The following is a 24351-nucleotide window of genomic DNA, read 5'->3' on the forward strand; positions in this document are numbered from 1 at the left end:
GACACGACCGACCGGGCCGACGACGGGGCAGTCATTCCGGGACAGGCCCGCTCCGAGCCCGCCGAACTCCCCGGGCCAGCCGAACTCCCCGAGCCCGCCGGCCCGCCCGAGGCGGTCGCCGCGGGCGGGGGCGATGCGGGCGCGGGCGGGGGCGACGCGGGCGGCGCCGCGGTGGGGGCGCGGATGCCGCGCTGGCTGCCGCGCGCGGTGATCCTCGTACTGGCCCTGTACGCCTGCTTCCAGCTCGGCAGCTGGGCGTTCCACCAGCTCATCGGGCTGCTCGTCAACATCCTGATCGCGTTCTTCCTCGCCCTCGCGATCGAGCCCGCCGTGGCGCGGATGGCGGCCCGCGGCATGCGCCGCGGGCTCGCCACCTTCCTGGTGTTCCTCGGGGTGCTCGCCGCGGCCGTCGGCTTCGTCGTGCTGCTCGGCTCGATGCTCGCCGAACAGATCATCGACATGGTGGAGGGCTTCCCGCGCACGCTCGACTCGGTGATCGACTCGATCAACGTGACGTTCCACACCGAGCTGTCCCGGCTGGAGATCCAGGACAGCCTGCTCCACTCCGACTGGCTGCAGAAGTACGTACAGAACAGCGCGACCGGCGTGCTGGACGTGTCCGCCACCGTGCTCGGCGGACTGTTCAAGCTGCTGACGATCGGCCTGTTCTCCTTCTGCTTCGCCGCCGACGGGCCGCGGCTGCGGCGCGCGCTGTGCTCCGTACTGCCGCCCGCGAAGCAGTCCGAGGTGCTGCGCGCCTGGGAGATCGCCGTCGCCAAGACGGGCGGATACCTCTACTCGCGCGGGCTGATGGCGCTGATCTCCGGCATCGCGCACTACATCGTGTTCATCGTCCTGGAGGTGCCGTACGCGCCCGCGCTCGCGGTGTGGGTGGGGCTGGTCTCCCAGTTCATCCCCACCATCGGCACCTACCTGGCGGGCGCGCTGCCGATGCTGATCGCCTTCACGGTCGATCCCTGGTACGCGCTGTACGTGCTCGGATTCGTGGTGGTCTACCAGCAGTTCGAGAACTACGTCCTCCAGCCGAAGCTGACCTCGAAGACCGTGGACATCCACCCGGCGGTGGCCTTCGGATCGGTCATCGCGGGCAGCGCCCTGCTGGGCGCGGTCGGGGCGCTCATCGCGATCCCGGCCGTCGCCACGCTGCAGGCGTTCCTCGGCGCGTACGTGAAGCGGTACGAGCTGACGGAGGACGCGGACGCCTCTACTTCTCGTCCGAGGCGCCGAGTAGCGTTGCCAAGGCTTCGGTGACCATCGTCTCGACGGCGGCCTTGTCCACGCCGAGGCCGCTGAGCACGCCCTCGCCGTTCTCCAGTTCCAGCAGGGCGAGCAGGATGTGCTCGGTGCCGACGTAGTTGTGGCCCAGGCGCAGGCCCTCGCGGAAGGTGAGCTCCAGGGCCTTCTTGGCGGAGGCGTCGAAGGGGATGAGGTCCGGCACGCTTTCGGCGGGCGCGGGCAGGGCGGCCGCCGCGGCGGCGCGTACGTCGTCCAGCGCGATCCCCTGCGCCCGCAGGGCCAGCGCGGCGAGGCCCTCCGGCTCGGCGAGCAGCCCGAGTACGAGGTGCTCGGTGCGGATCTCGGGGTTGCGCGCGGAGCGGGCCTCGTTCTGCGAGGTCATCACGACGTTGCGGGCGCGGGGGGTGAAGCGGCCGAAGTCCTGGCCGGCCTGGGGGGCGCCCTCGCCCTCCTTGTCGGCCTTGGGGACGAAGCGCTTCTGGGCGGCCTGGCGGGTGACGCCCATACTGCGGCCGATGTCGGTCCAGGAGGCGCCGGAGCGGCGGGCCTGGTCGACGAAGTGGCCGATGAGGTGGTCGGCGACGTCACCGAGGTGCTCGGCGGCGACGACGGCGCCGCTGAGCTGCTCCAGGGTGTCGGAGTGGACCTTCTTGATGGCCTCGATCAGGTCGTCGAGGCGTACCGGATTGGTCATACGGACGGGTTCCACCGAAGGGTTCGTCATAGGTGCAACCGTAGGTTGACAGTCGGAGGAGTGTCAACCATTGGTTGTCAGTGCGCCCCCCGGTGTCGTCGCGCGTGGCGCGCTTGACATGGAAATCGAACATCTATTCTCATGAGTTATCCACAGCCCGACCGGCCGTGGAAGCGCATTGTCAGTGGCAGGCGTTAGCGTCAATGGCGTGAAGCGATCGACTCAAGCAAATCGGGTGGAACCCATGGCAGGCACCGACCGCGAGAAGGCCCTGGACGCCGCTCTCGCTCAGATTGAACGGCAATTCGGCAAGGGTGCGGTCATGCGCCTCGGCGACAAGCCGAACGACCCCATCGAGGTCATCCCCACCGGGTCGACCGCGCTGGACATCGCCCTCGGCGTCGGCGGGCTGCCCCGCGGCCGCGTGATCGAGGTGTACGGCCCGGAGTCCTCCGGTAAGACGACCCTGACCCTGCACGCCGTGGCCAACGCGCAGAAGGCCGGCGGCACCGTCGCCTTCGTGGACGCCGAGCACGCGCTCGACCCCGAGTACGCGAAGGCCCTCGGCGTCGACACCGACAACCTCATCCTGTCGCAGCCGGACACCGGCGAGCAGGCGCTGGAGATCGTGGACATGCTGGTCCGCTCCGGCGCGCTCGACCTGATCGTCATCGACTCCGTCGCGGCGCTCGTGCCGCGTGCCGAGATCGAGGGTGAGATGGGCGACTCGCACGTGGGCCTCCAGGCCCGTCTGATGAGCCAGGCGCTCCGCAAGATCACCGGTGCGCTCAACCAGTCCAAGACCACCGCGATCTTCATCAACCAGCTCCGCGAGAAGATCGGTGTGATGTTCGGCTCGCCGGAGACCACCACCGGTGGCCGCGCGCTGAAGTTCTACGCCTCCGTGCGCCTCGACATCCGCCGTATCGAGACCCTCAAGGACGGCACGGACGCGGTCGGCAACCGCACCCGCGTCAAGGTCGTCAAGAACAAGGTCGCGCCGCCCTTCAAGCAGGCCGAGTTCGACATCCTCTACGGCCACGGCATCAGCCGCGAGGGCGGCCTGATCGACATGGGCGTGGAGCACGGCTTCGTGCGCAAGGCCGGCGCCTGGTACACGTACGAGGGCGACCAGCTCGGCCAGGGCAAGGAGAACGCGCGGAAGTTCCTCTGCGACAACCCCGCCCTCTCCGACGAGATCGAGCGGAAGATCAAGGAGAAGCTGGGCGTGGGTGTCCGCAAGGACGCCGCCGCCGACGAGGCCGGCGCCGCCGCGCCCGCCGAGGCCGCGGCCGTGCCCGCTCCGGCGTCGAAGGCCAAGACGACGGCCGCCAAGGCCGCCGTGGCCAAGAGCTGATCCGTGCGCGAGCAGGAAAGGGGCGGCGCAGGCGGCCGTGAAGGCCGTCGCGACGGTGGCCGCGAAGGCCGCCAGGAGCTGCCGCCCCAGAGTCCCGAGGAGCAGGCGCGGGCGATCTGCCTGCGCCTGCTCACCGGGATGCCGCGTACCCGGCGGCAACTCGCGGACGCCCTGGAGAAGCGGGGCATCCCCGAGGAGGTGTCACAGGCGGTCCTCTCCCGGTTCGAGGAGGTGGGCCTGATCGACGACGCGGCCTTCGCCGGGGCCTGGGTCGAGTCCCGGCACCGCGGCAGGGGCCTGGCCCGCCGGGCGCTCGCGCAGGAGCTGCGCACCAAGGGGGTGCACGCCACCCTCGTACAGGAGGCGCTGGAACAGCTGGACTCCGAGCAGGAGGAGCAGACCGCCCGGGAGCTCGTGGAGCGCAAGCTCCGCTCGACCCGGGGCCTGGAGCGGGACAAGCGGATCCGGCGCCTCGCCGGGATGCTCGCCCGCAAGGGGTACCCGGAGGGCATGGCCCTTCGGGTGGTCCGGCGCGCCCTGGAGCAGGAGGGCGAGGACGCCGACGATCTGGGGTACCCGGGCTACTGACCCGCCGGCCGCTCCCCGCCGCCGGCCGGGGCTGATGGCGGCCCCGCCCCGTGGGGGTGGGGACAGCCCCCGGTGCGGACGCCGGGGCGCTCCCCTGCCAAGAGGCGCCCCCGGCAGCAGAGTTGATCACATGATGCCGCGTTACGCCCTCCAGACCGTCAGGTACCGCACAGACCCAGCGGTGACGGGCGGGAGCCTGGCCGGGTTCGGAGAGCGCAGCGCCGCGGTGAGCGAGCCGGCCGCCGACCAACTGGGGCTGAAGCCGGGGAGCCCGCTGGAACCGACGCTGGGGGACGGTACGCCGGTGACGCTGACGGTGGCCGCCGTGTACGCGCGGGGGCTGGGTTTCGGGGATCTGACGCTGCCGCACGGGCTGGTCGCCGCGCATGTCGACGATCTGCTGGCGAGCAGCGTGCTGGTGGCGGCGGAGCCGGGCACCGGGCGGGAGCACCTGGCCGACGCGGTACGGGAGTTCCCGGGGGTCGTGGTGCTCTCCGCGGCGGACGCGGACGCGGTGGTGGTGGGCGTGGCGGGGCTGCTGGCGCTGGGGGCGACGGCCGTCCGGGACGCCTCGCCCGACGGGTACCTCCGGTGGCGGTGGCGATGTCGAAGAGCTAGCCGTTCTGCTACGAGGGGCCGCTGTGCCGGCGCTGCTCCCCGCCCCGCCCTTTCTCCGTTTCTCCCCCAACTACCGCTGGGGTACCTCCAGGGGCTCCGCCCCAGACCCCGGTCCTCAAACGCCGGACGGGCTGAGGGGGCCGGGCCTCAAGCGCCGGGCGGGCTGGAGCTGGTGTGTCAGGACCCTGGGGTTCGCGAAGACGCGAAGACGCGCGCGGGCCCGGAAGGGCACGGGGCGCGCGGAGGAGAGGGCGAATCGGCAGGAAGGGCGACACACGCGGCCCGCGTAGCGGAGCTGGTCCATGTGAACCCTCCGCCACAGGCGTACGTCGTTGCCGGTCGTGTCCGGGAGTGAAGCACGAGGACGGGAGGGGGCGGGTCAATCGATCACGCGGTGGGCGTGGTCGAAGGAGTGATGGCGGGAGGGGAGGAAGCGCGGGAGGCGGCGGCAGCGGCGGGGGCGCCCGCGCGGACCGAGTCCGCGGCCTCGTAGAGCTCCGCCGGCCGCACCCCCGCGAAGGTCGCCGCCAGATGCCCGTCCGGCCGTACGAGGAGCACGGTGTGCGCGGGGGCCCCCGGATAGCCGTCCGCCACCAGCAGCTCGGCCCGGGCCGGGAGTGCGCTCACGGCCGCCGCGAGCCGGGGCATCAGCCCGGCGCCCAGCCAGTGCCGCCGGTCCCAGACCCCGGTGCCCGGGGCGACCAGGAGGACCAGCAGCCGGCCCCGCCCCAGCAGGTCGCGCAGCGGCACCGTGGACCCGTCGGGCGCCGTCACCGGAACGTTGGCCACCGGGCCGCCCGGCTCGGTGGCGGTCGGCACCTCGCGTACCGCGACCGGCGGGCCGTACGTCGGGGCGGCTCCGAGCGGGCCGCGCCCCACATGGCCGTCGGTGAGCAGGAATGCGGCGGAACGCGAGGCTCCAGGAAGGTAGGTGCGCAGTCCGCCACCGCTGCGCAGGGCCGGCATCGCCTGGTCGGCGGCGCGCAGCCGGGCCGCGACCGCCCTGCGCCGCTCGCCCTCGTACCCGTCGAGCAGCGCCTCGGAGGCCCCCTGGTGCCAGGCCAGCGCCAGCCTCCACGCCAGGTTCTCGGCGTCCCGCAGCCCTTCCCCGACACCCTGGGTGCCGAGCGCGCCCAGCAGGTGCGCGGCGTCCCCGGCGAGGAAGGCCCGGCCGTCGCGCCAGCGCCGGGCGAGCCGGTGGTGCAGGGTGTGGACCCCGGTGTCGAGCAGGTCGTACGGGGGAGTCGTGCCCCCGCACCACATCGCCAGGGTGTCCCGGATGAGGGCCACCAGGGCGTCCGGGGTGACCAGCTCCCCGCGCGGCGAGAGCAGCCAGTCCAGCCGCCACACGCCGTCGGGCAGCGGCCGCGCGGTCGCCTCCTCCGGGCCCCGGCGGTGCAGCAGCGCCTCGCCGGGCCAGGGGAGTTCGGTGCGCAGCGCGGCCACGGCGTGCCGTTCCACGGCGGTCCGGCCCGGGAAGCGGATGCCGAGCAGCTTGCGCACGGTGGAGCGGGCGCCGTCGCAGCCGACGAGGTAACTCCCGCGCCACCAGGTGGTCTCGGTGCCCCGGGTGTGCGCGGTGATCCCCTGGCCGTCCTGCTCCAGGGAGTCGAGTTTGCTGTCGGTGACCAGCTGGACCAGGGGGTGCGCGGCGACGGCGTCGCGCAGCCCGCGCGTCAGGGCGTGCTGCGGCAGATGCAGCGGGGCCTGGTGGTCCTCGAAGGTGATGCGGTGTGCGTCACGGCCGCGCCGCATGGTGCGCCAGGCGGCGTAGTACGCGCCCTCGTCGCGCAGCGTCGTACAGCCCAGCCGGTGCGCCATGGCAGCGGTGTCGGAGTGCAGGACGACGGTACGGGCGGGCCGGGGCTCGTCCTTGCCGGGGCCTTCGTCGAGCACGACGCAGGGCACGCCCGAGCCGGCCAGGGCCAGGGACAGGGAGAGTCCGACGGGCCCCGCGCCGACGACGATCACCGGGTCCATGACGCGGCTCCCGATGTCCGGTATGTGATCACAGAAGGTATGCAACCCACTGGAGGTGCCTGCGTCAAGTGACGCCGGTCGCGACAATGCCGTGTGGTGCGACGGAAGAGTTCCGCCGCACCACACGTGTCACGCCAGTGTACTGACCGGGTGTCAGGGAGCCTCGCCCACGCCGGCGGCGCCGCCCGCGTCGACTTCGGCCACGTCGCCGGCGACGACCGCGCCGGTGCCCTTCTTCGACGTCCGCAGCCGGCCTTCCAGCCAGGACGCGAAGGTGGTGAGGGCGAAGTTCACCACGATGTAGATCAGCGCGATCACGACGAGGGTGGCGATGGTGTTGCTGTAGTTCGCCGAGATCTGCCGGTTCATGGAGAGCAGTTCCGCGAAGCCGAGCAGGGCGCCGCCGAGCGCGGTGTCCTTGAGGATCACCACGAGCTGGCTGACCAGGGCCGGCAGCATCGCCGTGACGGCCTGCGGGATCAGCACGTAGACCATGGTCTGGCCCTTGCGCATGCCGATCGCCTTCGCCGCGTCGGTCTGGCCCCTGGGCAGGGAGAGCACGCCCGCCCGGACGATCTCGGCGATGACGGCCGAGTTGTAGAGGACCAGGCCCGTGACCACGGCGTAGAACGGCCGGATGTCGGAGGGGACGTCGAAGAACTGCGGTGCGTACAGGGCGTTGCCGAACAGCATCAGCATCAGCACCGGGATGGCACGGAAGAACTCCACCCACGCGCCGACCGGCCCCCGCACCCAGGCGTGGTCGGACAGCCGGCCGATGCCCAGCAGTGCGCCCAGCGGGAGGGCGATCACCATGGAGAGTGCGCCGGCCTTGAGGGTCTCCGTCAGGCCGGGGATCAGGTACGTGGTCCAGACCTGGCTGTCGGTGACGAAGGGGGACCACTTGTCGGCGTCGAGCTGGCCCTTCTCGCCCATGAGGGACAGCGCCCACCACAGGACGAGCCCGAACAGGACGACGAAGATCCCGCTGTAGATCCAGTTGCGCGCCTTGGCCTTGGGGCCCGGCGCGTCGTACAGCACGGAGGTCATCGCTTCACCGCCACTCGCTTGGAAACCCAGCCCAGCAGGAGGCCGGTGGGCAGGGTCAGCAGGACGAAGCCGAGGGCGAAGATCGCGAAGACGGCGAAGACTGCCTGCGCCTCGTTCTCGAGCATTTCCTTCATCAGCAGGGCCGCTTCGGCCACGCCGATGGTCGCCGCCACCGTGGTGTTCTTGGTGAGTGCGATCAGTACGTTGGTGAGCGGTGCGACGACCGCCCGGAAGGCCTGGGGGAGCACGATCAGGGTGAGCACCTGGAAGAAGCTCAGCCCCAGCGCGCGGGCCGCCTCGGCCTGGCCGACGGGCACGGTGTTGATACCGGAGCGCAGGGCCTCGCAGACGAAGGTTCCGGTGTAGGCGATCAGTCCGAGGACCGCGAGCCGGAAGCCGGTCTCCTTGAACGTGTCGCCGCCCAGATTGATACCGAGGGTCTGGCTGAGGCCCAGCGAGCAGCCGATGATCAGCAAGGTCAGCGGCGTATTGCGCACGACGTTGACGTACGCGGTGCCGAAGCCCCGCAGCAGCGGGACCGGACTGACCCGCATCCCGGCCAGGACGGTGCCCCAGATCAAGGATCCGGCCGCCGAATAGAGGGTGAGCTGAACCGTCACCCAGAAGGCTCCGAGCACGTCGTACTGCCCGGAATCAAGAAAATCGAACACGATGCCCTGCGCTCTCCCCAGGATGGCCGGTGAGGTGCGCCGCCGCCCGCGGCAGGCGGGCGGCGACGCTCCTCACCGATGAATCAGCTGCCTTCGGTGATCTGCGGGGCCGGCTCGGCCTTGTAGCCGGCGGGGCCGAGGTTCGTGTCCACCGCCTTCTGCCAGGCGCCGTCCGCGACCATCTTCTTGAGCGCCGCGTTGATCTTGGTCTGGAGCTCCTTGTCGCCCTTCTTCAGACCGATGCCGTAGTTCTCGTTGCTCAGGCTCAGCCCGACCAGCTTGAACTTGCCCTTGTTCTTCTCCTGCGCCGCGTAGCCGGCCAGGATCGAGTTGTCCGTGGTCAGGGCGTCGACGGCCTTGTTCTCCAGGCCGGTCAGGCACTCGGAGTAGCCGCCCTGCTCCAGCAGGTCGGCCTCGGGGGCCAGCTTGGTCTTGACGTTCTGCGCCGAGGTGGAGCCGGTGACCGAGCAGAGCTTCTTCTTGTTCAGGTCCTCGGCCTTGGTGATGCTCGTGTCGTCGGCGCGGACCAGCAGGTCCTGGTGCGCGAGGAAGTACGGGCCGGCGAAGTCGACCTTCTCCTTGCGCTTGTCGTTGATCGAGTACGTCGCGACGATGAACTTCACGTCGCCGTTCGCGATCAGGTTCTCGCGCTCGGCGCTGACGGCCTGCTTGAACTCGATCTGGTTCGGCTCGTAGCCGAGCTCCTTGGCCACGTACGTGGCCACGTCGACGTCGAAGCCCGTGTACTTGCCGTCCGGGGTCTTCAGGCCGAGACCGGGCTGGTCGAACTTGATGCCGACGACGATCTTGTCCTTGGCGCCACCGGTCGCACCGGTGTCACTGCTCTTGTCGCTGCTGCCGCCACAGGCGGTCGCGGTCAGGGAAAGGGCGACGGCGACGGCCGCGGCCGCAGCGGCCTTGGAGATCTTCATGGTGAACTTCCCTCGGATGAGACGTTGTTGAACGACGAGCGACGCTTACGGCGTACGCGCGGCCGACAGGAACCGTTCCGGCGGTGATCCGCATACGGATGACTACCAGACGAGACCCTCAGTGGTGCAGGATCTTCGACAGGAAGTCCTTGGCGCGATCACTGCGCGGGTTGCTGAAGAACTGCTCGGGGGTGGCCTCTTCGACGATCTTTCCGTCGGCCATGAAGACGACCCGGTTGGCCGCAGAGCGGGCGAAGCCCATCTCGTGCGTGACGACCACCATGGTCATCCCCTCGCGGGCGAGCTGCTGCATGACCTCCAGCACCTCGTTGATCATCTCCGGGTCGAGCGCCGAGGTGGGCTCGTCGAAGAGCATCACCTTCGGCTCCATGGCCAGCGCGCGGGCGATCGCCACGCGCTGCTGCTGGCCGCCGGAGAGCTGCGCCGGGTACTTGTCGGCCTGCGAGCCGACGCCGACCCGGTCCAGCAGGGCCACCGCCTTCGCGTGGGCCGCGGCCTGGTCGGTCTTGCGGACCTTGAGCTGGCCCAGCATGACGTTCTGGAGCACCGTCTTGTGCGCGAACAGGTTGAACGACTGGAAGACCATGCCGACGTCGGCGCGCAGCCGGGCCAGTTCCCTGCCCTCCGAGGGCAGTTCCTTGCCGTCGAGCGTGATGGTGCCCGAGTCGATGGTCTCCAGACGGTTGATCGTCCGGCACAGCGTGGACTTGCCCGATCCCGAGGGACCGATCACGACGACTACCTCACCGCGGGCAATGCTCAGATCGATGTCCTGAAGCACGTGCAGCGCGCCGAAGTGCTTGTTGACGTTGCTCAGCACGACCAGGTCGTCCGCGGCACCGGCCGCGTCCTGCACGTCCTTGGTCACTGATACTCCGCTCATCGGCTCTTGCTCCGTCCTCCTCGGTTGGGAGGACAGTAGTGAGACGGCGCGCACACCGTCATCACATCTGAGGGAGAATTGAGCATAACGATACGGCCTCGCCCGGATACGCTCCGTGGACGAGGCCGCGCCCGCCGGCCCCAAAGGGTCGTACCGGGTGCATAACGGAAGGCGCGCGGGCCCCGTACCCCCTTGACGTGGGACTCTCCATCGGCATGGATGCAGGGTGGCCTGTGAACGGACCGTGAACGGGCAAAGATCGACGACCTCACGGATCTCGAAGAACTCGAAGATCCGATGAACCTCGAAGACCTCGAGGAAGACGACGGAAGGGGGACGCAGTGAGACTGCTGCTCGTCGAGGACGACGACCACGTCGCCGCCGCACTGTCCGCGATCCTCGCCCGGCACGGCTTCCAGGTGACCCACGCCCGCAACGGCGAGGAGGCGCTCCAGGCCCTGCTGCCCGCCGGCGCCCCGGCCTGCGCCTCTTCCTACGGGGTGATCCTGCTCGACCTCGGACTGCCCGACCAGGACGGCTACGAGGTGTGCGGCAAGATCCGCAAGCGCACCGCGACGCCCGTCATCATGGTGACCGCGCGGGCCGACGTACGCTCCCGGATCCACGGCCTGAACATGGGCGCCGACGACTACGTGGTCAAGCCCTACGACACCGGTGAACTCCTCGCGCGGATCCACGCCGTCGCCCGGCGCACCGGCGCCTCCGACGAGACGGCGGCCGGCGGGACGGGCGCCGCCGGCGAGCCCGGAACGGTCCGGCTCGGACCCGTCAGCATCGAGCTGCCCACCCGCCGGGTCAGCGTGGACGGAGCCGACGTACCGCTCACCCGCAAGGAATTCGACCTGCTGGCCCTGCTCGCGCAGCGCCCCGGCGTGGTCTTCCGCCGCGAGCAGATCATCAGCGAGGTGTGGCGCACCAGCTGGGAGGGCACCGGCCGGACCCTTGAGGTCCACGTCGCCTCGCTGCGCTCCAAGCTGCGCATGCCGGCGCTCATCGAGACCGTCCGCGGGGTGGGCTACCGGCTCGTCACCCCGGCCGCCCCCTAACGGGCCCCCGTCGTGCGCGCCCGGCTGCTCCCGCTGCTCGTCGTCCTGATGGCGGGCGTGCTGCTCGCGCTCGGATTCCCGCTCGCCGTCGCCCTGGCGGCCGGTCAGCAGCAGCGCGTCGTCGTGGACCGGATCGACGACAGCGCCCGCTTCGCCGCCCTCGCCCAGTTCGTCGTCGACGCCGAGGGCTCCGGCGCCTCCGGAGCCGATGAGCGCCTCCAGACCCTCCAGCACGAACTCGCCCGCTACCAGGAGCTGTACGGCATCCGGGTGGGCATCTTCTACCGCGACGACAACGCCATGGCCCGGGCCCCCGGCTGGTGGGAGCTGCCAGCCTCCGGGGAGGGCCGGCGGGCCTTCGAGGAGGCCCTCGCCGGGCGCCGCAGCCACGACCCCGCCCAGGTGTGGCCCTGGCAGACCCACGGCAAGCTCCTCGTCGCCTCCCCGGTCGTCCTCGACGGGGACGTGGTCGCCGTCGTCGCCACCGAATCGCCCACCGATCAGATGCGCGCCCGGATCCTGGAGGGCTGGCTGTTCATCGTGGCCGGTCTCGCCGCCGCCATGCTGCTCGCCTTCGGCGCCGCCCTGCGCCTCACCACCTGGGTGCTCAAGCCCGTCCAGACGCTGGACGCCGCCGCCCACGGCATCGCCACCGGGCGGATGAACTCCCGCGTCGCGGTGGCGAGCGGGCCGCCGGAACTCCGGCGCCTGGCCCGTTCGTTCAACGAGATGGCCGACAACGTCGAAGAGGTACTGGAACAGCAGCGGGCGTTCGTCGCGGACGCCTCCCACCAGCTGCGCAACCCGCTCGCCGCGCTGCTCCTGCGCATCGAGCTGCTCGCCCTCGAACTGCCCGAGGGGAACGAGGAGATCGCCTCCGTGCGCACCGAGGGCAAACGCCTCGCCCAAGTCCTGGACGACCTGCTGGACCTGGCGCTCGCCGAGCACGCCTCCGCCGAGATCAGCCTCACCGACATCGGCGCGCTGACCGCCGAGCGCGTGGCAGCCTGGCGGCCCTTCGCCGAGGAGAAGGGCGTACGGCTCACCGAGACGGGCCGGGCCGCCGTCACCGGCTGGGCCGACCCCATCGCCCTGTCCAGCGCTCTCGACGCCGTCATCGACAACGCCCTCAAGTTCACCCCTGAGGGAGAGGAGGTCGAGGTGTCGGTCTCGGCGGAGGGGCGCTCCGTCCGCGTCGTCGTCGCCGACCGGGGCCCCGGCCTGACCGACGAGGAGCTGCAGCGCGTCGGCGACCGCTTCTGGCGCAGCGGCCGCCACCAGAACATCAAGGGCTCCGGCCTCGGCCTCTCCATCTCCCGCGCGCTGCTCGCCGCGGGCGGCGGGTCCCTCGCCTACGAGACGAACCCGCCGCACGGGCTGCGCGTGACGGTGTCCGTCCCGCGCACCGACCCGCACACTGACCCGTACTCCGCCTGACGGGCCCGCGGATCAGGCCCAGACGAGGGTGGTGCGGGCCGGACCGGAGACCGCGTACAGCTCGTCCACGGCCCGGACCTCGAAGGCGGCCGCACGCTCCCGGCCGGCGCGTTCGACGGCGGGGAGGTAGAGCGCCGTGCCGCAGGTGCCGCCGAGGAAACGGCGGGCGCCGTCGGGCAGGACGCGGGACACCTCGTAGTGGCGGACCGGCCCGGGCGCGCGGCGCCAGGACAGTCGGAGCGAGGCCTCGCCGTTCGCCTGGGCCGAGGCGTCCACGGTCAGGACACCCGGCGGGGCCGGATGCCGCAGGCGGTTCCCGTCGTGCACCGACAGGGCACCGAGCCGCCAGGACACGGGCCCTGTGCCGCGCGAGGTGACTCGTACAGCCAGGGCGTACGCGGTCGCCCCGGGTGGCGAGGCGATCCGGACCCGGGAAGTCCGCCAGCCGCCCCGTCCCGTGCCCGAGGTCCGCGCCCCGCGCCAGGTGTACGGGACCGGGCCGCCCGGGGCGGACGGCTCGCGCAGGGCCACGCCGACCTCCACGGCCACCGCGCCCGACTCGGTGGCGTGGACCAGCTCCAGGACCGTGGATCCGGTGAGCGGCAGGCGGGTGCGGTGCAGCCCGATGACCGCCGGCGCGGTGAGCCCGCCCGCCACGAGCAGGCTGGAGCCGCCGCGCCAGGCCCGTGCGAAGTCCAGGGTGACGGAGGGGCGTTCCCCGGCGGTGTCCACCACCCAGCGGCGGCCCGGGAGCCGGTCCTGGAGGCCGAGATGGTTCCAGGGCGTGTCCGAGGTGACCTCCCCGTCCTCGAACCAGCGCTCGCCGTGCCCGGTGTTGAACGCGCAGCCGAAGGGGAGCGCGGCGACGGTGGAGCGGTCGGCGACGGCGGTGGCGGGCGCGCGCCAGGCGGCCACGGGTGCGGCCTCGGCCTCGGGTGCGGGCCGGGACGGGTCCAGGGACTCCCCCGTCCAGAACCGGTCGTCGGCGCGGTGGAAGGCGCCGGGGGAGCGGTCGGTGAGGTGGTTCAGGGTCCACTCGGGACGGTAGAAGCCGTAGCTGACGATGTGATCGCGGTCGCGCGGGACGATCGCGTCCCAACGGACGCTGGAGTTCCAGCCGTTGGACTCGGTGTCCACGGCCGCCCACAGCTCGTGGCGGGTGCGGCCGAGGCGGTCGGCGAGCGCGCCGGATTCGGCCAGCGTCCCGGGGGTCCAGCGGAAGTCCACGAACATCGTGTCCGCGACCCGGCCCGCCCGGTCCTCGAAGAACTCCTGGTTGAGCGCGTTGAGCGCGCCCTGCCAGCCGACCCGGCCGGTGCTGTTCATGGCGTCGTACCAGGTGATCCGCAGGTCGTGCGGGGCTCCGGCCGCCCGCAGGGCGCGCAGGAACTCCCGCATCCGGGTGGCGAGCGCGCTGTCGCCGCCCTCGGTCTCGGCGTTGACGAACCAGCCGTCGAAGCCGTACGCCGTCGCCACCTGTACGAGTTTCTCGGCGAGCGGGAACCGGCCGAGGGCGTCCCGCTGGACCAGGTCCCGGGTCCACTGGAGGTCGCCGCCGTACGGGACGGGCGGCAGGAACACGTTGCCCAGCACCCGGACCCCGTTGCGGTGGGCGGCGTCGATGACGGGAGCGTTCGGTGCGAGCACGATGCCTTCGCCGGAGGAGCCGCCCCAGAACACCAGTTCGTCGAGGTACGCCCAGTGCGTGAGCGCGTAGTAGTCGGCGGTCGGGGAACCCTGGGACGGGTTCCGTGCGGTCGGCCCGAAGGAGACGAGCGAGGCGATCCTGGCCTGCCCGGTGCGGGCTGCGGGGTGCGGCGGGACGGGGGTGAAGCGCGGCGCGAGCGGGACGGTCGCGGTGTTGTGGGCGAGGTCGGGGTCCGACTCCGGGGTCCAGCGCAGCAGGGAGCGCCACACGATGCCCGGGCCGGGGGTGCCGCCGCTGGGGAGGGAGTCCGGGAACCAGTAGGAGGCGTACGGGGCCAGGTCGGGCGGGGTCGCCGGGGCGGGGGCGGTGGCGGCCGGGCCGGCGGTGGCCGGTGAGGGTATGCCCAGCAGGGCGGCGCCCCCCGCCCCGGCCCCGGCGGCCAGCAGGGCGCGCCGGGCCGGAGGTATCGGAGGTACCGGAGGTAACGGACGGCGGCGAGCGGTACGAGGGACGACGCCGTTGTCGGTCTCGGACATGCGGAGCTCCTCGGTCGGTTGGGGGCGGGGGGTTGGTGGTGGCCGGGTTGGCCGGGCCCGGGCGGCGGCGGGTTTACGTGACGTCGGTGACGCGTAGGACCTCGGTGATGCCGCGCGCCGCGAGATGCGCCCGGTCCCCGGCGAGTTCGGCCAGCACCACCGCCGGCCGGACCCCCTGGGCCGTCAGCGCCGCCCATGCCTCGAAGAACGCGCCACCCGGGGCGCACACCGAACGCCGAGGCGCCGCCTCCGCCCCGCCGACGTCCACCGCGAGCGCGGTGGACCGTACGGCCGGGCGGTGTTCCCGGCCCCGCCACTCCCGGGCGACGCGGGCGACGACCGCGCCGGCGGGCTTGACGGCGCGGTCGTTGGTGAGCAGGCCGAGGTCGTACTCCAGCTCGGGGAAGTCCGCGAGCTCCCGCGACACGTCGTGCGAGCACCACCAGGTGACCCCCCAGAGGTCCGGACAGTCCAGGGCCCCCGCGAGCGTGGCGGCCGTGAACTCCGCCGCGTGCTCCGGCTCGATCAGCGGCGCGGGCGCCCCGACCTCCTGGAGCCATACCGGGCGGCGCGGATCGCGGGCCCAGGCCTTCGAGAGCTCGATCAGGTACGCGGCGTGGTGCTCGGTGGCCGTCCCGGTCCGGCCGTGGCGTTGGGCGGTGCCGTTGAACACCCAGGAGTGCACGGCGGTGGCGGCGCCGAGCCGGGCCGCCTGGGCGACGGTGAACGGGTGCCCGTCCCGGTACCAGGCGGCGTCGTACTCGGCGTGCAGATGGAACCGTCCCGGCGCGCCCTTCTCGCACGCGGCGAGCATCCTCTCCAGCCACCGGTCCGCCTGCTCCCGGGTGATCCGGTCGGGGGCGGGGTGCGGGGCGTCGGAGAACTGGTTGATCTCGTTGCCGACGGTCACGCCGAGGAAGTTCGGCCGGTCGGCGAGGGCGGCGGCCAGCGTACGCAGGTACTCCTCCTGACCGGCGACCACCTCCGGATCGCTGAAGATGTTCCTCCGGTGCCAGGTCGTGGTCCACGCGGGAAGGAAGTCGAAGCTCGACAAGTGCCCTTGCAGCCCGTCCACGTTGACGTCGAGGCCGCGATCTGCCGCCGCGTCGGTCAGCGCCACGAGCTGCTCGACGGCACGCGGCCGGATCAGCGTGCGATTCGGCTGGAACAGCGGCCACAGCGGGAACACCCGAATGTGGTCCAGACCGAGTGCGGCGACCGAGTCGAGGTCGGCCCTCACCTCGTCGAGGTCGAAGTCCAGCCAGTGGTGGAACCAGCCGCGGCTCGGGGTGTAGTTGGCGCCGAAGCGCAGCGGACGAGGGGTGGCTTCCTCGTGCATGAGGCGTCCTGGAGTTCTGGGGAATTCGCCGGGTGACGCACAACCTGCCGGTGCCATGAGGGAAAGTCAACAGGGCCACCGGAGCAGGGTACTTATGCGCTTCAGGCCCGTTGACACAAGGGCTCTGGCCCTCACAGGATGAGGGGGCTAATGCGGTTTAGTTTCGCGTCCCGCAAGGAAGTACGCGGAAATAGGCGGTCCGCCGGGGCGGGATCGCGTACGGTCCGGCCATCGAAGTCGGCGTCACCGAAGGATGAGGCAGGCATGGCCCGCAGACCCACCATCAAGGACATCGCCCGCCGGGCCGGGGTGTCGCAGAGCGCCGTCTCCTTCGCGCTCAACGACCGGCCCGGGGTCTCCCAGGAGACCCGCGCCCGGATCCGCCGCGTCGCCGAGGAACTCGGCTGGCAGCCCAACAGCGCCGCCCGCGCCCTGTCCGGCGAGCGCTCCGGCGCGGTCGGCCTCGTCCTCGCCCGCCCCGCGCACACCCTCGGCGTGGAGTCGTTCTTCCTCCAACTCGTGTCGGGCATCCAGGAGGTGCTCGCGGCCGGCCGGATCGCGCTGCTGTTCCAGGTGGTGGAGGACATGGAGGCGGAATGCGCCGTCTACCGGCGCTGGTGGGCCGAACGCCGCGTGGACGGCGTCCTCGTCGTCGACCCGCGTACGCAGGACCCGCGCCCGGCCCTGCTCGAACAGCTGGCCCTGCCCTCGGTGATGATCGGCGGGGCGGGCGGGGGCACGCTCTCCTGCGTGTGGGCCGACGACGCCCGGGCCATGACCCAGGTCCTGGAGCACCTCCACACGCTGGGCCACCGCCGGATCACCCACATCGCCGGCCTGCCCGGCCTCGCCCACACCGCCCGCCGGACGGCCTCGCTGCGCACCGAGGCGGCGCGGCTGGGACTCCGCCCCGACCAGGTGCGCTCCGTGGTCACCGACTACTCCGACGCCGAGGGCGCGGCGGCCACCCGCCGGGTCCTCGCCGAACCCGAGCCGCCCACCGCCCTCGTCTACGACAACGACGTGATGGCGGTGGCCGGCAGTGCCGTCGCCGCCGAGCTGGCCATCCCCGTGCCGGACCGGCTGTCGATCGTGGCCTGGGACGACTCCGCGCTGTGCCGGGTCACCCATCCCCGGCTCACCGCCCTGGTCCGGGACACCGCGGGCTTCGGCCGGCTCGCCGCCGAGGAGCTGCTCGCCGTACTCGCCGGGGGGCCGCCGCGGGTCCGGGAGGCCGAGCAGCCCCGACTGGAGCCCCGCGAGAGTACGGCGCCGCCCACGGCCGCATACTGAATTCCGACCCCTTCCTGGAGCGCCACCGTGACCACTCACACCTCCGACTCCCGCAGCCCCCGCGCCTCCGCCTCGGCGGCGGGTCTGACGGTGGCGATCGACATCGGCGGTACGAAGATCGCCGGCGCGCTGGTGCGTCCCGACGGCACGATGACGGCCACCACCCGCCGCCCCACCCCCCGGGGCGTGGACGGCGAGGCCGTCTTCGGCGCCGTCGCGGAGGTCATCGCCGAGCTCGCGGGCTCCCCGCTCTGGCCCTCGGTGGTCCGCTGCGGGATCGGCAGCGCCGGCCCGGTGGACACCTCGCGCGGCACGGTGAGCCCGGTGAACATCGGGGCGTGGCGCGCGTTCCCGATCCAGGCCCGGGTCTCGGCGGAACTGGCCCGCCACGGCGCCGCCGTACCGACGGTGCTGGCCGGGGACGGCGTGGCGATGACCGCGGCCGAGCACTGGCTGGGCGCGGCCCGGGGTCATGCGAACGCCCTGTGCATGGTGGTCTCCACCGGTGTGGGCGGCGGACTGATCCTGAACAACCAGCTCCACCCGGGCCCCACTGGCAACGCGGGCCACATCGGCCACATCAGCGTCGCCTTCGACGGCACGGGCGGCTCCGGCGACGGCTACGGCTACGGCGTCGGCGAGGGCTCCGGCAAGGGCTCCGGCGAAGGCGAGCGGTGCGCGTGCGGCGGCCTCGGCTGCGTCGAGTCCATCGCCTCGGGCACCGCCATCGCCCGCTGGGCCCTCGCCCGGGGCTGGACCCCCGCGGGGGATGCCACGGCGGCCGGGGTGGCCGTGGCCGCCGAGGCCGGCGATCCGATCGCCCTGGCGGCCTTCGACCGCGCGGGCCGCGCCCTGGCCGCCGCCATCGCGGCCACCGCGACCCTGGTCGAGACGGACATCGCCGTCATCGGCGGCGGGGTCGCGGCCTCGGGGGACACCCTCTTCGGGCCGATCCGGGCGCACCTGGGCTCGTACGCCACGCTGTCCTTCGTACGGGACCTCCAGGTGGTCCCGGCCTCGCTCGGCACCCACGCGGGTCTGATCGGCGCGGCGGCGGCCGCCCTCAGCCTCCTGCCGGCGTAGCGGCAGGATCTAAGGCCTACGGCCTACGGCTTCACGGAGCGGTAGTACCGCCGCGCGCCCTCGTGCAGGTCCAGCGGGTCCGTGTAGATCGCCGTCCGGAGATCCACCAGCTGCGCCGCGTGCACCTCGTGCCCGATGCGGTCCCGGCTGAGGATCACCGTGCGCGTGAACCGCTCCGTCAGCCGGGGGTCGGTCGCCTCCGTCGTGACCAGGAGGTTCGGCACGGCCAGGGTGGCCACCGCCGACGTGTTGCGTGCCCGCGCGTACGCGTCCTGCGCCATCACCGCCGCCCGGTAGTACCGCGCCGGACTCCCGCCGCCCTGCAACGGCTCCACCAGGTCGCCCAGCTGCACGAGCCGGATCTCGAACCGCTCCGACAGCTCCCGCACCGCGTTCGTCGGGAGCCCGCCGGACCAGAAGAACGCGTCGATCCGGCCGGCTTCCAGCTCGGCCGGCATGGCGTCGATGCCGATGGACACCGGGGTGATGTCCCGCGCCGGGTCCAGCTTGGCCGCCGCCAGCAGCCGGTCCGCGATGAGCCGCACCCCGGAGCCGCTCTGACCGACCGCGACCCGCTTGCCCTTGAGGTCCCGCGCCGACTGCACCGGCGACCCGGCGGGCACCACCAGTTGCACGTAGTCGTCGTAGAGCCGCGCGACACCGCGCAGCGACGTCGCGCCCGGCTTCCCGTCGGCCTGGTACTTGGCGACCGCGTCGGCCGTCGCCACCGTGAAGTCCGCCTGGCCCGTGGCCACCCGCTGGAGGTTCTGCTGAGAGCCCTCGCTCGTCTCCAGGCGTACGTCCACCCCGGGCACGTCCCTCGCGAGCGCCTGCTGGAGCAGCTCGCCGTAGCGGTGGTAGACGCCGGTACGGACCCCCGTGCTGAAGGTGAGCCCGCCCTTCGGCTCCGGCTCCCCGAAGGGCCTCAGCCACCACACCAGGGCCGCGAGCACGGCCAGCACGACGACCAGGCCCCGCAGGACGCGGCGCCTGCTGATCCGGGGCAGTACGAGGTGCATGGCCGCGATCCTGCCAGCCGCCCGCCGTCCTGTCACGGCCGGCCCGCCCCCACCGCCGGCCACCGGGGACCGGAGGGCTCCCCGGTACCACCTACCCTTGTCGCATGACCAGCAGCAGCGACCGGAGCCCGGCCATCGACACGGACGTCATGGGAACAGACGTCAAGGGAACATACGAGGTGCGCACCTACGGGTGCCAGATGAACGTGCACGACTCCGAGCGACTGTCCGGTCTGCTGGAGGGCGCGGGATACGTGCGCGCCCCCGAGAGCTCCGACGGGGACGCCGACGTCGTGGTGTTCAACACCTGCGCCGTCCGCGAGAACGCCGACAACAAGCTGTACGGCAACCTCGGCCGCCTCGCCCCGATGAAGACCAAGCGCCCCGGCATGCAGATCGCCGTCGGCGGCTGCCTCGCGCAGAAGGACCGCGACACCATCGTCAAGCGGGCCCCCTGGGTCGATGTCGTCTTCGGTACGCACAACATCGGCAAGCTGCCCGTCCTGCTGGAGCGCGCCCGCGTGCAGGAGCAGGCGCAGGTCGAGATCGCCGAGTCGCTGGAGGCCTTCCCCTCGACGCTGCCGACCCGCCGCGAGTCCGCGTACGCCGCCTGGGTCTCGATCTCCGTCGGCTGCAACAACACCTGCACCTTCTGCATCGTCCCGGCGCTGCGCGGCAAGGAGGAGGACCGCCGTCCCGGCGACATCCTCGCCGAGGTCGAGGCCCTGGTCGCCGAGGGCGTCTCCGAGATCACCCTGCTCGGCCAGAACGTGAACGCGTACGGTTCCGACCTGGGCGACCGCGAGGCCTTCTCGAAGCTGCTGCGCGCCTGCGGCCAGATCGAGGGCCTGGAGCGGGTCCGCTTCACCTCCCCGCACCCGCGCGACTTCACGGACGACGTGATCGCGGCGATGGCCGAGACCCCGAACGTCATGCCGCAGCTGCACATGCCGCTGCAGTCCGGCTCGGACACGATCCTCAAGGCGATGCGCCGCTCGTACCGGCAGGAGCGATTCCTCGGGATCATCGAGAAGGTCCGCGCCGCCATCCCGCACGCGGCGATCTCCACCGACATCATCGTGGGCTTCCCCGGTGAGACGGAGGAGGACTTCCAGCAGACGATGCATACGGTGCGCGAGGCGCGCTTCGCGAACGCGTTCACCTTCCAGTACTCCAAGCGCCCCGGCACCCCGGCGGCGGACATGGAGGGGCAGATCCCGAAGGAGGTCGTCCAGGACCGCTACATGCGGCTGGTCGCCCTCCAGGAGGAGATCTCCTGGGAGGAGAACAAGAAGCAGGTCGGCCGCACGCTGGAGGTCATGGTCGCGGAGGGCGAGGGCCGCAAGGACGGTGCCACCGACCGCCTGTCGGGGCGTGCCCCGGACAACCGCCTGGTGCACTTCACGAAGCCGGACGAGGAGGTCCGCCCGGGTGACGTGGTGACCGTGGAGATCACCTACGCGGCCCCCCACCACCTGCTGGCGGAGGGCCCGACGCATGCGGTACGCCGCACCCGCGCGGGCGACGCGTGGGAGAAGCGGAACGCCGCCCCGGCCCAGCCGGCGGGTGTCATGCTCGGCATTCCCACCCTCGGCGTCCCGGCCCCGCTCCCGGTCGCCACCTCGGGCTGCGCCATCCCTTCCTGACGCCGCCTCCTGACGCTCCGGTCCTGACGCCGCCGCGGGGTTCCCGCCGCGTTCCTGGCGCCGCGCGGTTCCCGCCGCGCCGGTTCCGTCCGGCGTCGCTCCGGCCCTCGCCGGTCACGGCGCGGGGCGGGCGGCGTTCCCTCCAGGCCCCCGCTCCGGCCGGCGACGGCTAGGCTGCGGATCATGCTCGTAGCCGCCGCTGTCTGCCCCGCCCCACCCCTCCTCGTGCCGGAGGTCGCGGCGGGCGCCGCCGCCGAACTCGCGGACGCCCGTACCGCCTGCTCCGACGCGCTCGCGGTCCTCGCCGCCTCCCGTCCCGACCGGCTGATCGTGGTCGGGGCCGTCGCCGACGATGACCGCGCGGGCTCGTACCCCGAAGGATCCCGCGGCAGCTTCCGCGGCTTCGGGGCCGATACCGACGTTCAGCTCGGCGAGGGCGCGGGAGGCCCGCGCCCGCTGCCCGCCTCCCTGGCCATCGCCGCCTGGCTGCTCCGGCACGCGCGGTGGGGCGCCGCGCCCGTGGAGGGCCTGGGCGTCGCGGAGCCCGTGGAGGCCGAGCGGTGCCTCCAGGCCGGCCGGGACATCGCCGCCTCCGACGAGCGGGTCGCCCTGCTCGTCATGGGCGACGGCAGCGCCTGCCGGAGCGTGAAGGCCCCCGGATACCTCGACGAGCGCGCCGCCGGCTTCGACGAGGCAGTGGCCCGGGCCCTCGGTACGGCCGACACCGCCGCGCTCGCGGCCCTCGACGCAGGGCTCGCCCGGGAGCTCAAGGCCGCCGGACGAGCCCCCTGGCAGGTGCTCGCGGGCGCCGCCGAGGGCGCGGGGCTCGACGGCCGCCTGCTGTACGAGGACGCCCCGTACGGCGTCGGCTACTTCGTGGCCGCCTGGTCCTGAAACCCGCCCGGGCAGGGCATGTCAAAGGGGCGCGGGAACCGCTACCCGCGCCCCTTTCGTGACCGCGTCAGGAATCCGCCGGCGGCGTCGGCCCGCCGGGGGAGTCCTTGTGCGCGATCTTGCCCAGGGCGTCCTTCGCCTTGCCCGCACCGGTCGTGATCCGGTCGCTGTACTTGCCGTGGGTCTTCGAGTCCACGACCTTGGCGACCTTGTCGAGCTTCTCGCCGATCCTGCCCTCGTGCTGCTGCGCGAGGTCGCCGACCTTCTCCTTCGCCGGAGCGAGCTTGGCCTTCAGATTGTCCAGCAGGCCCATGGGGCACCTTCCAGTGGCGATAGCTACGTACGGGCGCCCTCGCCGGTCTCACTGTCCGCGGCGACCTCCGCCGACTGCTGCTTCGGGATCTCCACGGCTTCCGCCACCGGAGACTCCGCCTCAGCCGTCCCGGCCTCCTTCTCCTCGGACGCGGCCGTCGAATTCTCGGCTGCGACCTCCTCGGTCGAAGCCTCATTCTTACGGCCAAAAAAACGGCCAAAAACGCCCATGTCTGCTCCCATAACGATACTCGTGTGAGTGAAGTTCCGCCCGGGTCGGACCGGCCTGCGCCGGGCGTACGCCCGGCCGGAACCACGCCAGGGCAACGACCCCGCCCCGGACCCGTCACGTCCCTCGATCGGGTACATGCCCGGGGGTTTGCGAGACTGGGGCCGTGAGGAAAGCAGCCCCCGCCCCGCGGGTCATCGCCGTCGTCGGTCCCACCGCGGCCGGAAAGTCCGACCTGGGCGTCGCCCTGGCCCGCCATTTCGACGGCGAGGTCGTCAACGCGGACTCCATGCAGCTGTACCGGGGGATGGACATCGGTACCGCCAAGCTGACGACCGAGGAGCGCGGCGGAGTCCCGCACCACCTCCTCGACGTCTGGGACGTGACCGAGACCGCCAACGTCGCCGAGTACCAGCGCCTGGCCCGCATCGAAATCGACAAGCTGCTGGCGCAGGGCCGTACGCCGGTCCTCGTCGGCGGATCCGGGCTGTACGTCCGCGGCGCCCTGGACGCCATGGAGTTCCCCGGCACAGACCCCGAGGTCCGGGCCCGGCTGGAGGAAGAGCTCACCCTGCGCGGCCCCGGCGCCCTGCACGCCCGCCTCGCCGCCGCCGACCCCGCGGCCGCCGCCGCCATCCTGCCCAGCAACGGCCGCCGGATCGTCCGGGCCCTGGAGGTCATCGAGATCACCGGGCGGCCGTTCACCGCCAACCTGCCCGGCCACGAGTCGGTCTACGACACCGTGCAGATCGGCGTCGACGTGGCCCGGCCCGAGCTCGACGAGCGGATCGCGCGGCGCGTGGACCGGATGTGGGAGGACGGGCTGGTGGCGGAGGTCCGCGCCCTGGAGGCCATCGGCCTGCGCGAAGGAATCACCGCCTCCCGCGCGCTCGGCTACCAGCAGGTGCTGTCCGCTCTCGCGGGTGAATGCACCGAGGACGAGGCGAAGGCGGAGACCGTCCGCGCCACCAAGCGGTTCGCCCGCCGTCAGGACTCCTGGTTCCGCCGGGACCCCCGTGTGCACTGGCTCAGCGGGGCCGCCGCGGACCGGGGGGAACTCCCGGGGCTCGCGCAGTCGTTGGTCGAACGAGCGGTTACAGCCTGATCACGTGATGGCATCGGGACGCCCCGTGCGCCAGTCCACGGCCCGGGAGCGTGCCATCATCAAACTTCTGAACAGCGGCGTACGAAGTCCGAGTGGGGAGGGCGCGTGGCTATGGAGGCCGGCCCTCGTGACACTGGGCGGGACGACACTCAGCGGGATGCGGACCCGACGCGCCTCGACGGCGCCGACGGAGCCGACGCGGGAGCCGGGCCCGGTGCTCTCGGGCTGCCCGCCGATCCCGCGCGCCTGACCCCCGACGGTCCGGACGCGCCGGACTCCGCCGAGGCGGAGGCCGCCTCCGGCCCCGAGTTCGAGGTGGAGCTGCGCCCGCAGCGCCGCCTGCGCATCTGGCAGATCGCCCCCATCGTGATGCTGGCCCTGGCCGGCTCGCTGATGTTCGCCTTCCCGCTCGCCTTCGAATTCGGTGACGGCGGCGCCGTGGTCGCCATGCTGGGCTTCCTCATCAGCTCCTGCGCGGGCGGCTGGGGCATGATGGCCGCCCGCCGGGTGGGCTACAGCTGGCCCGGGCTGCCGCCCAGGGGATCGGGACGCCGTCCCGACTGGCGCATGGCCGCGCTGTACGCGCTGGCCGCGCTGGCCGTCGTAGCACTCGCGGTGTACCGGGTCGCCCGGCTGCGCTGAATCCCCGCCCCGGACGAGGCGCCGGCCGGTCCGGAAGCCCTGCTCGGTAC

At 72.4% G+C, this 24351-nt stretch carries 23 protein-coding genes; 12 read left to right on the forward strand and 11 right to left on the reverse strand.

Annotation, left to right across the window (positions count from 1 at the left end; all coding sequences use genetic code 11):
* The first annotated feature begins 183 nt into the window (after positions 1-183).
* A complete protein-coding gene (locus MTF65_RS27680) occupies positions 184-1272 on the forward strand; it encodes an AI-2E family transporter (protein ID WP_279399618.1) in 1089 nt (362 codons plus the stop codon).
* Here MTF65_RS27680 and MTF65_RS27685 read toward each other — a convergent pair.
* Positions 1226-1981 (reverse strand): Clp protease N-terminal domain-containing protein, encoded by a 756-nt coding sequence (locus MTF65_RS27685; RefSeq protein ID WP_243631705.1) that lies wholly within the window; start codon positions 1979-1981, stop codon positions 1226-1228. The two genes, MTF65_RS27680 and MTF65_RS27685, sit on opposite strands and share 47 nt — an antisense overlap.
* A gap of 214 nt (positions 1982-2195) precedes the next feature.
* Here MTF65_RS27685 and recA point away from each other — a divergent pair, with 214 nt between their 5' ends.
* The 3 genes from recA (at position 2196) to MTF65_RS30770 (ending at position 4869) form a co-directional block, all read left to right on the forward strand.
* A complete protein-coding gene (recA, locus tag MTF65_RS27690) occupies positions 2196-3308 on the forward strand; it encodes a recombinase RecA (RefSeq protein WP_243631706.1) in 1113 nt (370 codons plus the stop codon).
* A gap of 3 nt (positions 3309-3311) precedes the next feature.
* The gene (recX, locus tag MTF65_RS27695) at positions 3312-3896 is read left to right on the forward strand and encodes a recombination regulator RecX (RefSeq protein WP_243631707.1); all 585 of its coding nucleotides are present in this window, start codon (positions 3312-3314) and stop codon (positions 3894-3896) included.
* Between the two features lie 181 nt (positions 3897-4077).
* On the forward strand, positions 4078-4869 hold the full coding sequence (locus tag MTF65_RS30770; RefSeq protein ID WP_374207311.1) for a hypothetical protein: 792 nt from the start codon (positions 4078-4080) through the stop codon (positions 4867-4869).
* Between the two features lie 32 nt (positions 4870-4901).
* Here MTF65_RS30770 and MTF65_RS27705 read toward each other — a convergent pair whose 3' ends face one another.
* The 5 genes from MTF65_RS27705 to MTF65_RS27725 form a co-directional block, all read right to left on the reverse strand.
* A complete protein-coding gene (locus MTF65_RS27705) occupies positions 4902-6494 on the reverse strand; it encodes an NAD(P)/FAD-dependent oxidoreductase (RefSeq protein ID WP_243631708.1) in 1593 nt (530 codons plus the stop codon).
* Positions 6495-6647: 153 nt separating this feature from the next.
* Positions 6648-7544, reverse strand: a complete 897-nt coding sequence (locus tag MTF65_RS27710) for an amino acid ABC transporter permease (protein ID WP_243631709.1) — start codon at positions 7542-7544, stop codon at positions 6648-6650.
* Positions 7541-8215, reverse strand: a complete 675-nt coding sequence (locus MTF65_RS27715) for an amino acid ABC transporter permease (RefSeq protein ID WP_243631710.1) — start codon at positions 8213-8215, stop codon at positions 7541-7543. The genes MTF65_RS27710 and MTF65_RS27715 overlap by 4 nt, the downstream gene beginning before the upstream one ends.
* 83 nt (positions 8216-8298) lie before the next feature.
* Positions 8299-9147, reverse strand: coding sequence for a glutamate ABC transporter substrate-binding protein (locus tag MTF65_RS27720; protein ID WP_243631711.1), 849 nt, complete (start codon positions 9145-9147; stop codon positions 8299-8301).
* Between the two features lie 118 nt (positions 9148-9265).
* Complete coding sequence (locus MTF65_RS27725) at positions 9266-10051, reverse strand: amino acid ABC transporter ATP-binding protein (protein WP_069922245.1); 786 nt, start codon at positions 10049-10051, stop codon at positions 9266-9268.
* 341 nt (positions 10052-10392) lie between these two features.
* On the opposite strand from MTF65_RS27725, the gene MTF65_RS27730 reads away from it, so the two are divergent.
* Both MTF65_RS27730 and MTF65_RS27735 read left to right on the forward strand, forming a co-directional pair.
* Positions 10393-11118 (forward strand): response regulator transcription factor, encoded by a 726-nt coding sequence (locus MTF65_RS27730; RefSeq protein WP_243631712.1) that lies wholly within the window; start codon positions 10393-10395, stop codon positions 11116-11118.
* Between the two features lie 12 nt (positions 11119-11130).
* Positions 11131-12555 (forward strand): HAMP domain-containing sensor histidine kinase, encoded by a 1425-nt coding sequence (locus MTF65_RS27735; protein WP_243631713.1) that lies wholly within the window; start codon positions 11131-11133, stop codon positions 12553-12555.
* Positions 12556-12567: 12 nt separating this feature from the next.
* Here the strand turns inward: MTF65_RS27735 and MTF65_RS27740 are convergent, their stop codons facing one another.
* On the reverse strand, positions 12568-14739 hold the full coding sequence (locus tag MTF65_RS27740) for an endo-beta-N-acetylglucosaminidase (protein ID WP_243631714.1): 2172 nt from the start codon (positions 14737-14739) through the stop codon (positions 12568-12570).
* Between the two features lie 73 nt (positions 14740-14812).
* Positions 14813-16078, reverse strand: a complete 1266-nt coding sequence (locus MTF65_RS27745) for a glycosyl hydrolase (protein WP_243631715.1) — start codon at positions 16076-16078, stop codon at positions 14813-14815.
* A 264-nt stretch (positions 16079-16342) separates the two neighbouring features.
* Here MTF65_RS27745 and MTF65_RS27750 point away from each other — a divergent pair, with 264 nt between their 5' ends.
* Positions 16343-17371, forward strand: coding sequence for a LacI family DNA-binding transcriptional regulator (locus tag MTF65_RS27750; RefSeq protein WP_243631716.1), 1029 nt, complete (start codon positions 16343-16345; stop codon positions 17369-17371).
* Between the two features lie 27 nt (positions 17372-17398).
* Entirely contained in the window at positions 17399-18454 is a 1056-nt protein-coding gene (locus tag MTF65_RS27755) for an ROK family protein (RefSeq protein ID WP_374207312.1), read from the forward strand.
* Between the two features lie 23 nt (positions 18455-18477).
* Here the strand turns inward: MTF65_RS27755 and MTF65_RS27760 are convergent, their stop codons facing one another.
* Positions 18478-19473 (reverse strand): TAXI family TRAP transporter solute-binding subunit, encoded by a 996-nt coding sequence (locus tag MTF65_RS27760; protein WP_243631717.1) that lies wholly within the window; start codon positions 19471-19473, stop codon positions 18478-18480.
* Between the two features lie 104 nt (positions 19474-19577).
* Between MTF65_RS27760 and miaB the strand changes: the two genes are divergently transcribed.
* Together miaB and MTF65_RS27770 are read left to right on the forward strand one after the other, a co-directional pair.
* Positions 19578-21119, forward strand: a complete 1542-nt coding sequence (gene miaB / locus MTF65_RS27765; RefSeq protein ID WP_243631718.1) for a tRNA (N6-isopentenyl adenosine(37)-C2)-methylthiotransferase MiaB — start codon at positions 19578-19580, stop codon at positions 21117-21119.
* Between the two features lie 183 nt (positions 21120-21302).
* Positions 21303-22013, forward strand: a complete 711-nt coding sequence (locus MTF65_RS27770; protein ID WP_243631719.1) for a class III extradiol dioxygenase subunit B-like domain-containing protein — start codon at positions 21303-21305, stop codon at positions 22011-22013.
* Between the two features lie 67 nt (positions 22014-22080).
* Here MTF65_RS27770 and MTF65_RS27775 read toward each other — a convergent pair whose 3' ends face one another.
* Together MTF65_RS27775 and MTF65_RS27780 are read right to left on the reverse strand one after the other, a co-directional pair.
* Entirely contained in the window at positions 22081-22326 is a 246-nt protein-coding gene (locus tag MTF65_RS27775; RefSeq protein WP_243631720.1) for an antitoxin, read from the reverse strand.
* A 23-nt stretch (positions 22327-22349) separates the two neighbouring features.
* Positions 22350-22556: a gliding motility protein gene (locus MTF65_RS27780; protein ID WP_243631721.1), complete on the reverse strand. Its 207-nt coding sequence runs from the start codon at positions 22554-22556 to the stop codon at positions 22350-22352.
* A 164-nt stretch (positions 22557-22720) separates the two neighbouring features.
* Here MTF65_RS27780 and miaA point away from each other — a divergent pair, with 164 nt between their 5' ends.
* Together miaA and MTF65_RS27790 are read left to right on the forward strand one after the other, a co-directional pair.
* Positions 22721-23659, forward strand: a complete 939-nt coding sequence (gene miaA / locus MTF65_RS27785; RefSeq protein WP_243631722.1) for a tRNA (adenosine(37)-N6)-dimethylallyltransferase MiaA — start codon at positions 22721-22723, stop codon at positions 23657-23659.
* A gap of 111 nt (positions 23660-23770) precedes the next feature.
* Positions 23771-24301, forward strand: a complete 531-nt coding sequence (locus tag MTF65_RS27790; protein ID WP_243631798.1) for a hypothetical protein — start codon at positions 23771-23773, stop codon at positions 24299-24301.
* The last annotated feature ends 50 nt before the right edge of the window (positions 24302-24351 follow it).

The sequence above is a fragment of the Streptomyces sp. APSN-46.1 genome, assembly GCF_022815725.1.
Classification (GTDB): Bacteria; Actinomycetota; Actinomycetes; order Streptomycetales; family Streptomycetaceae; genus Streptomyces.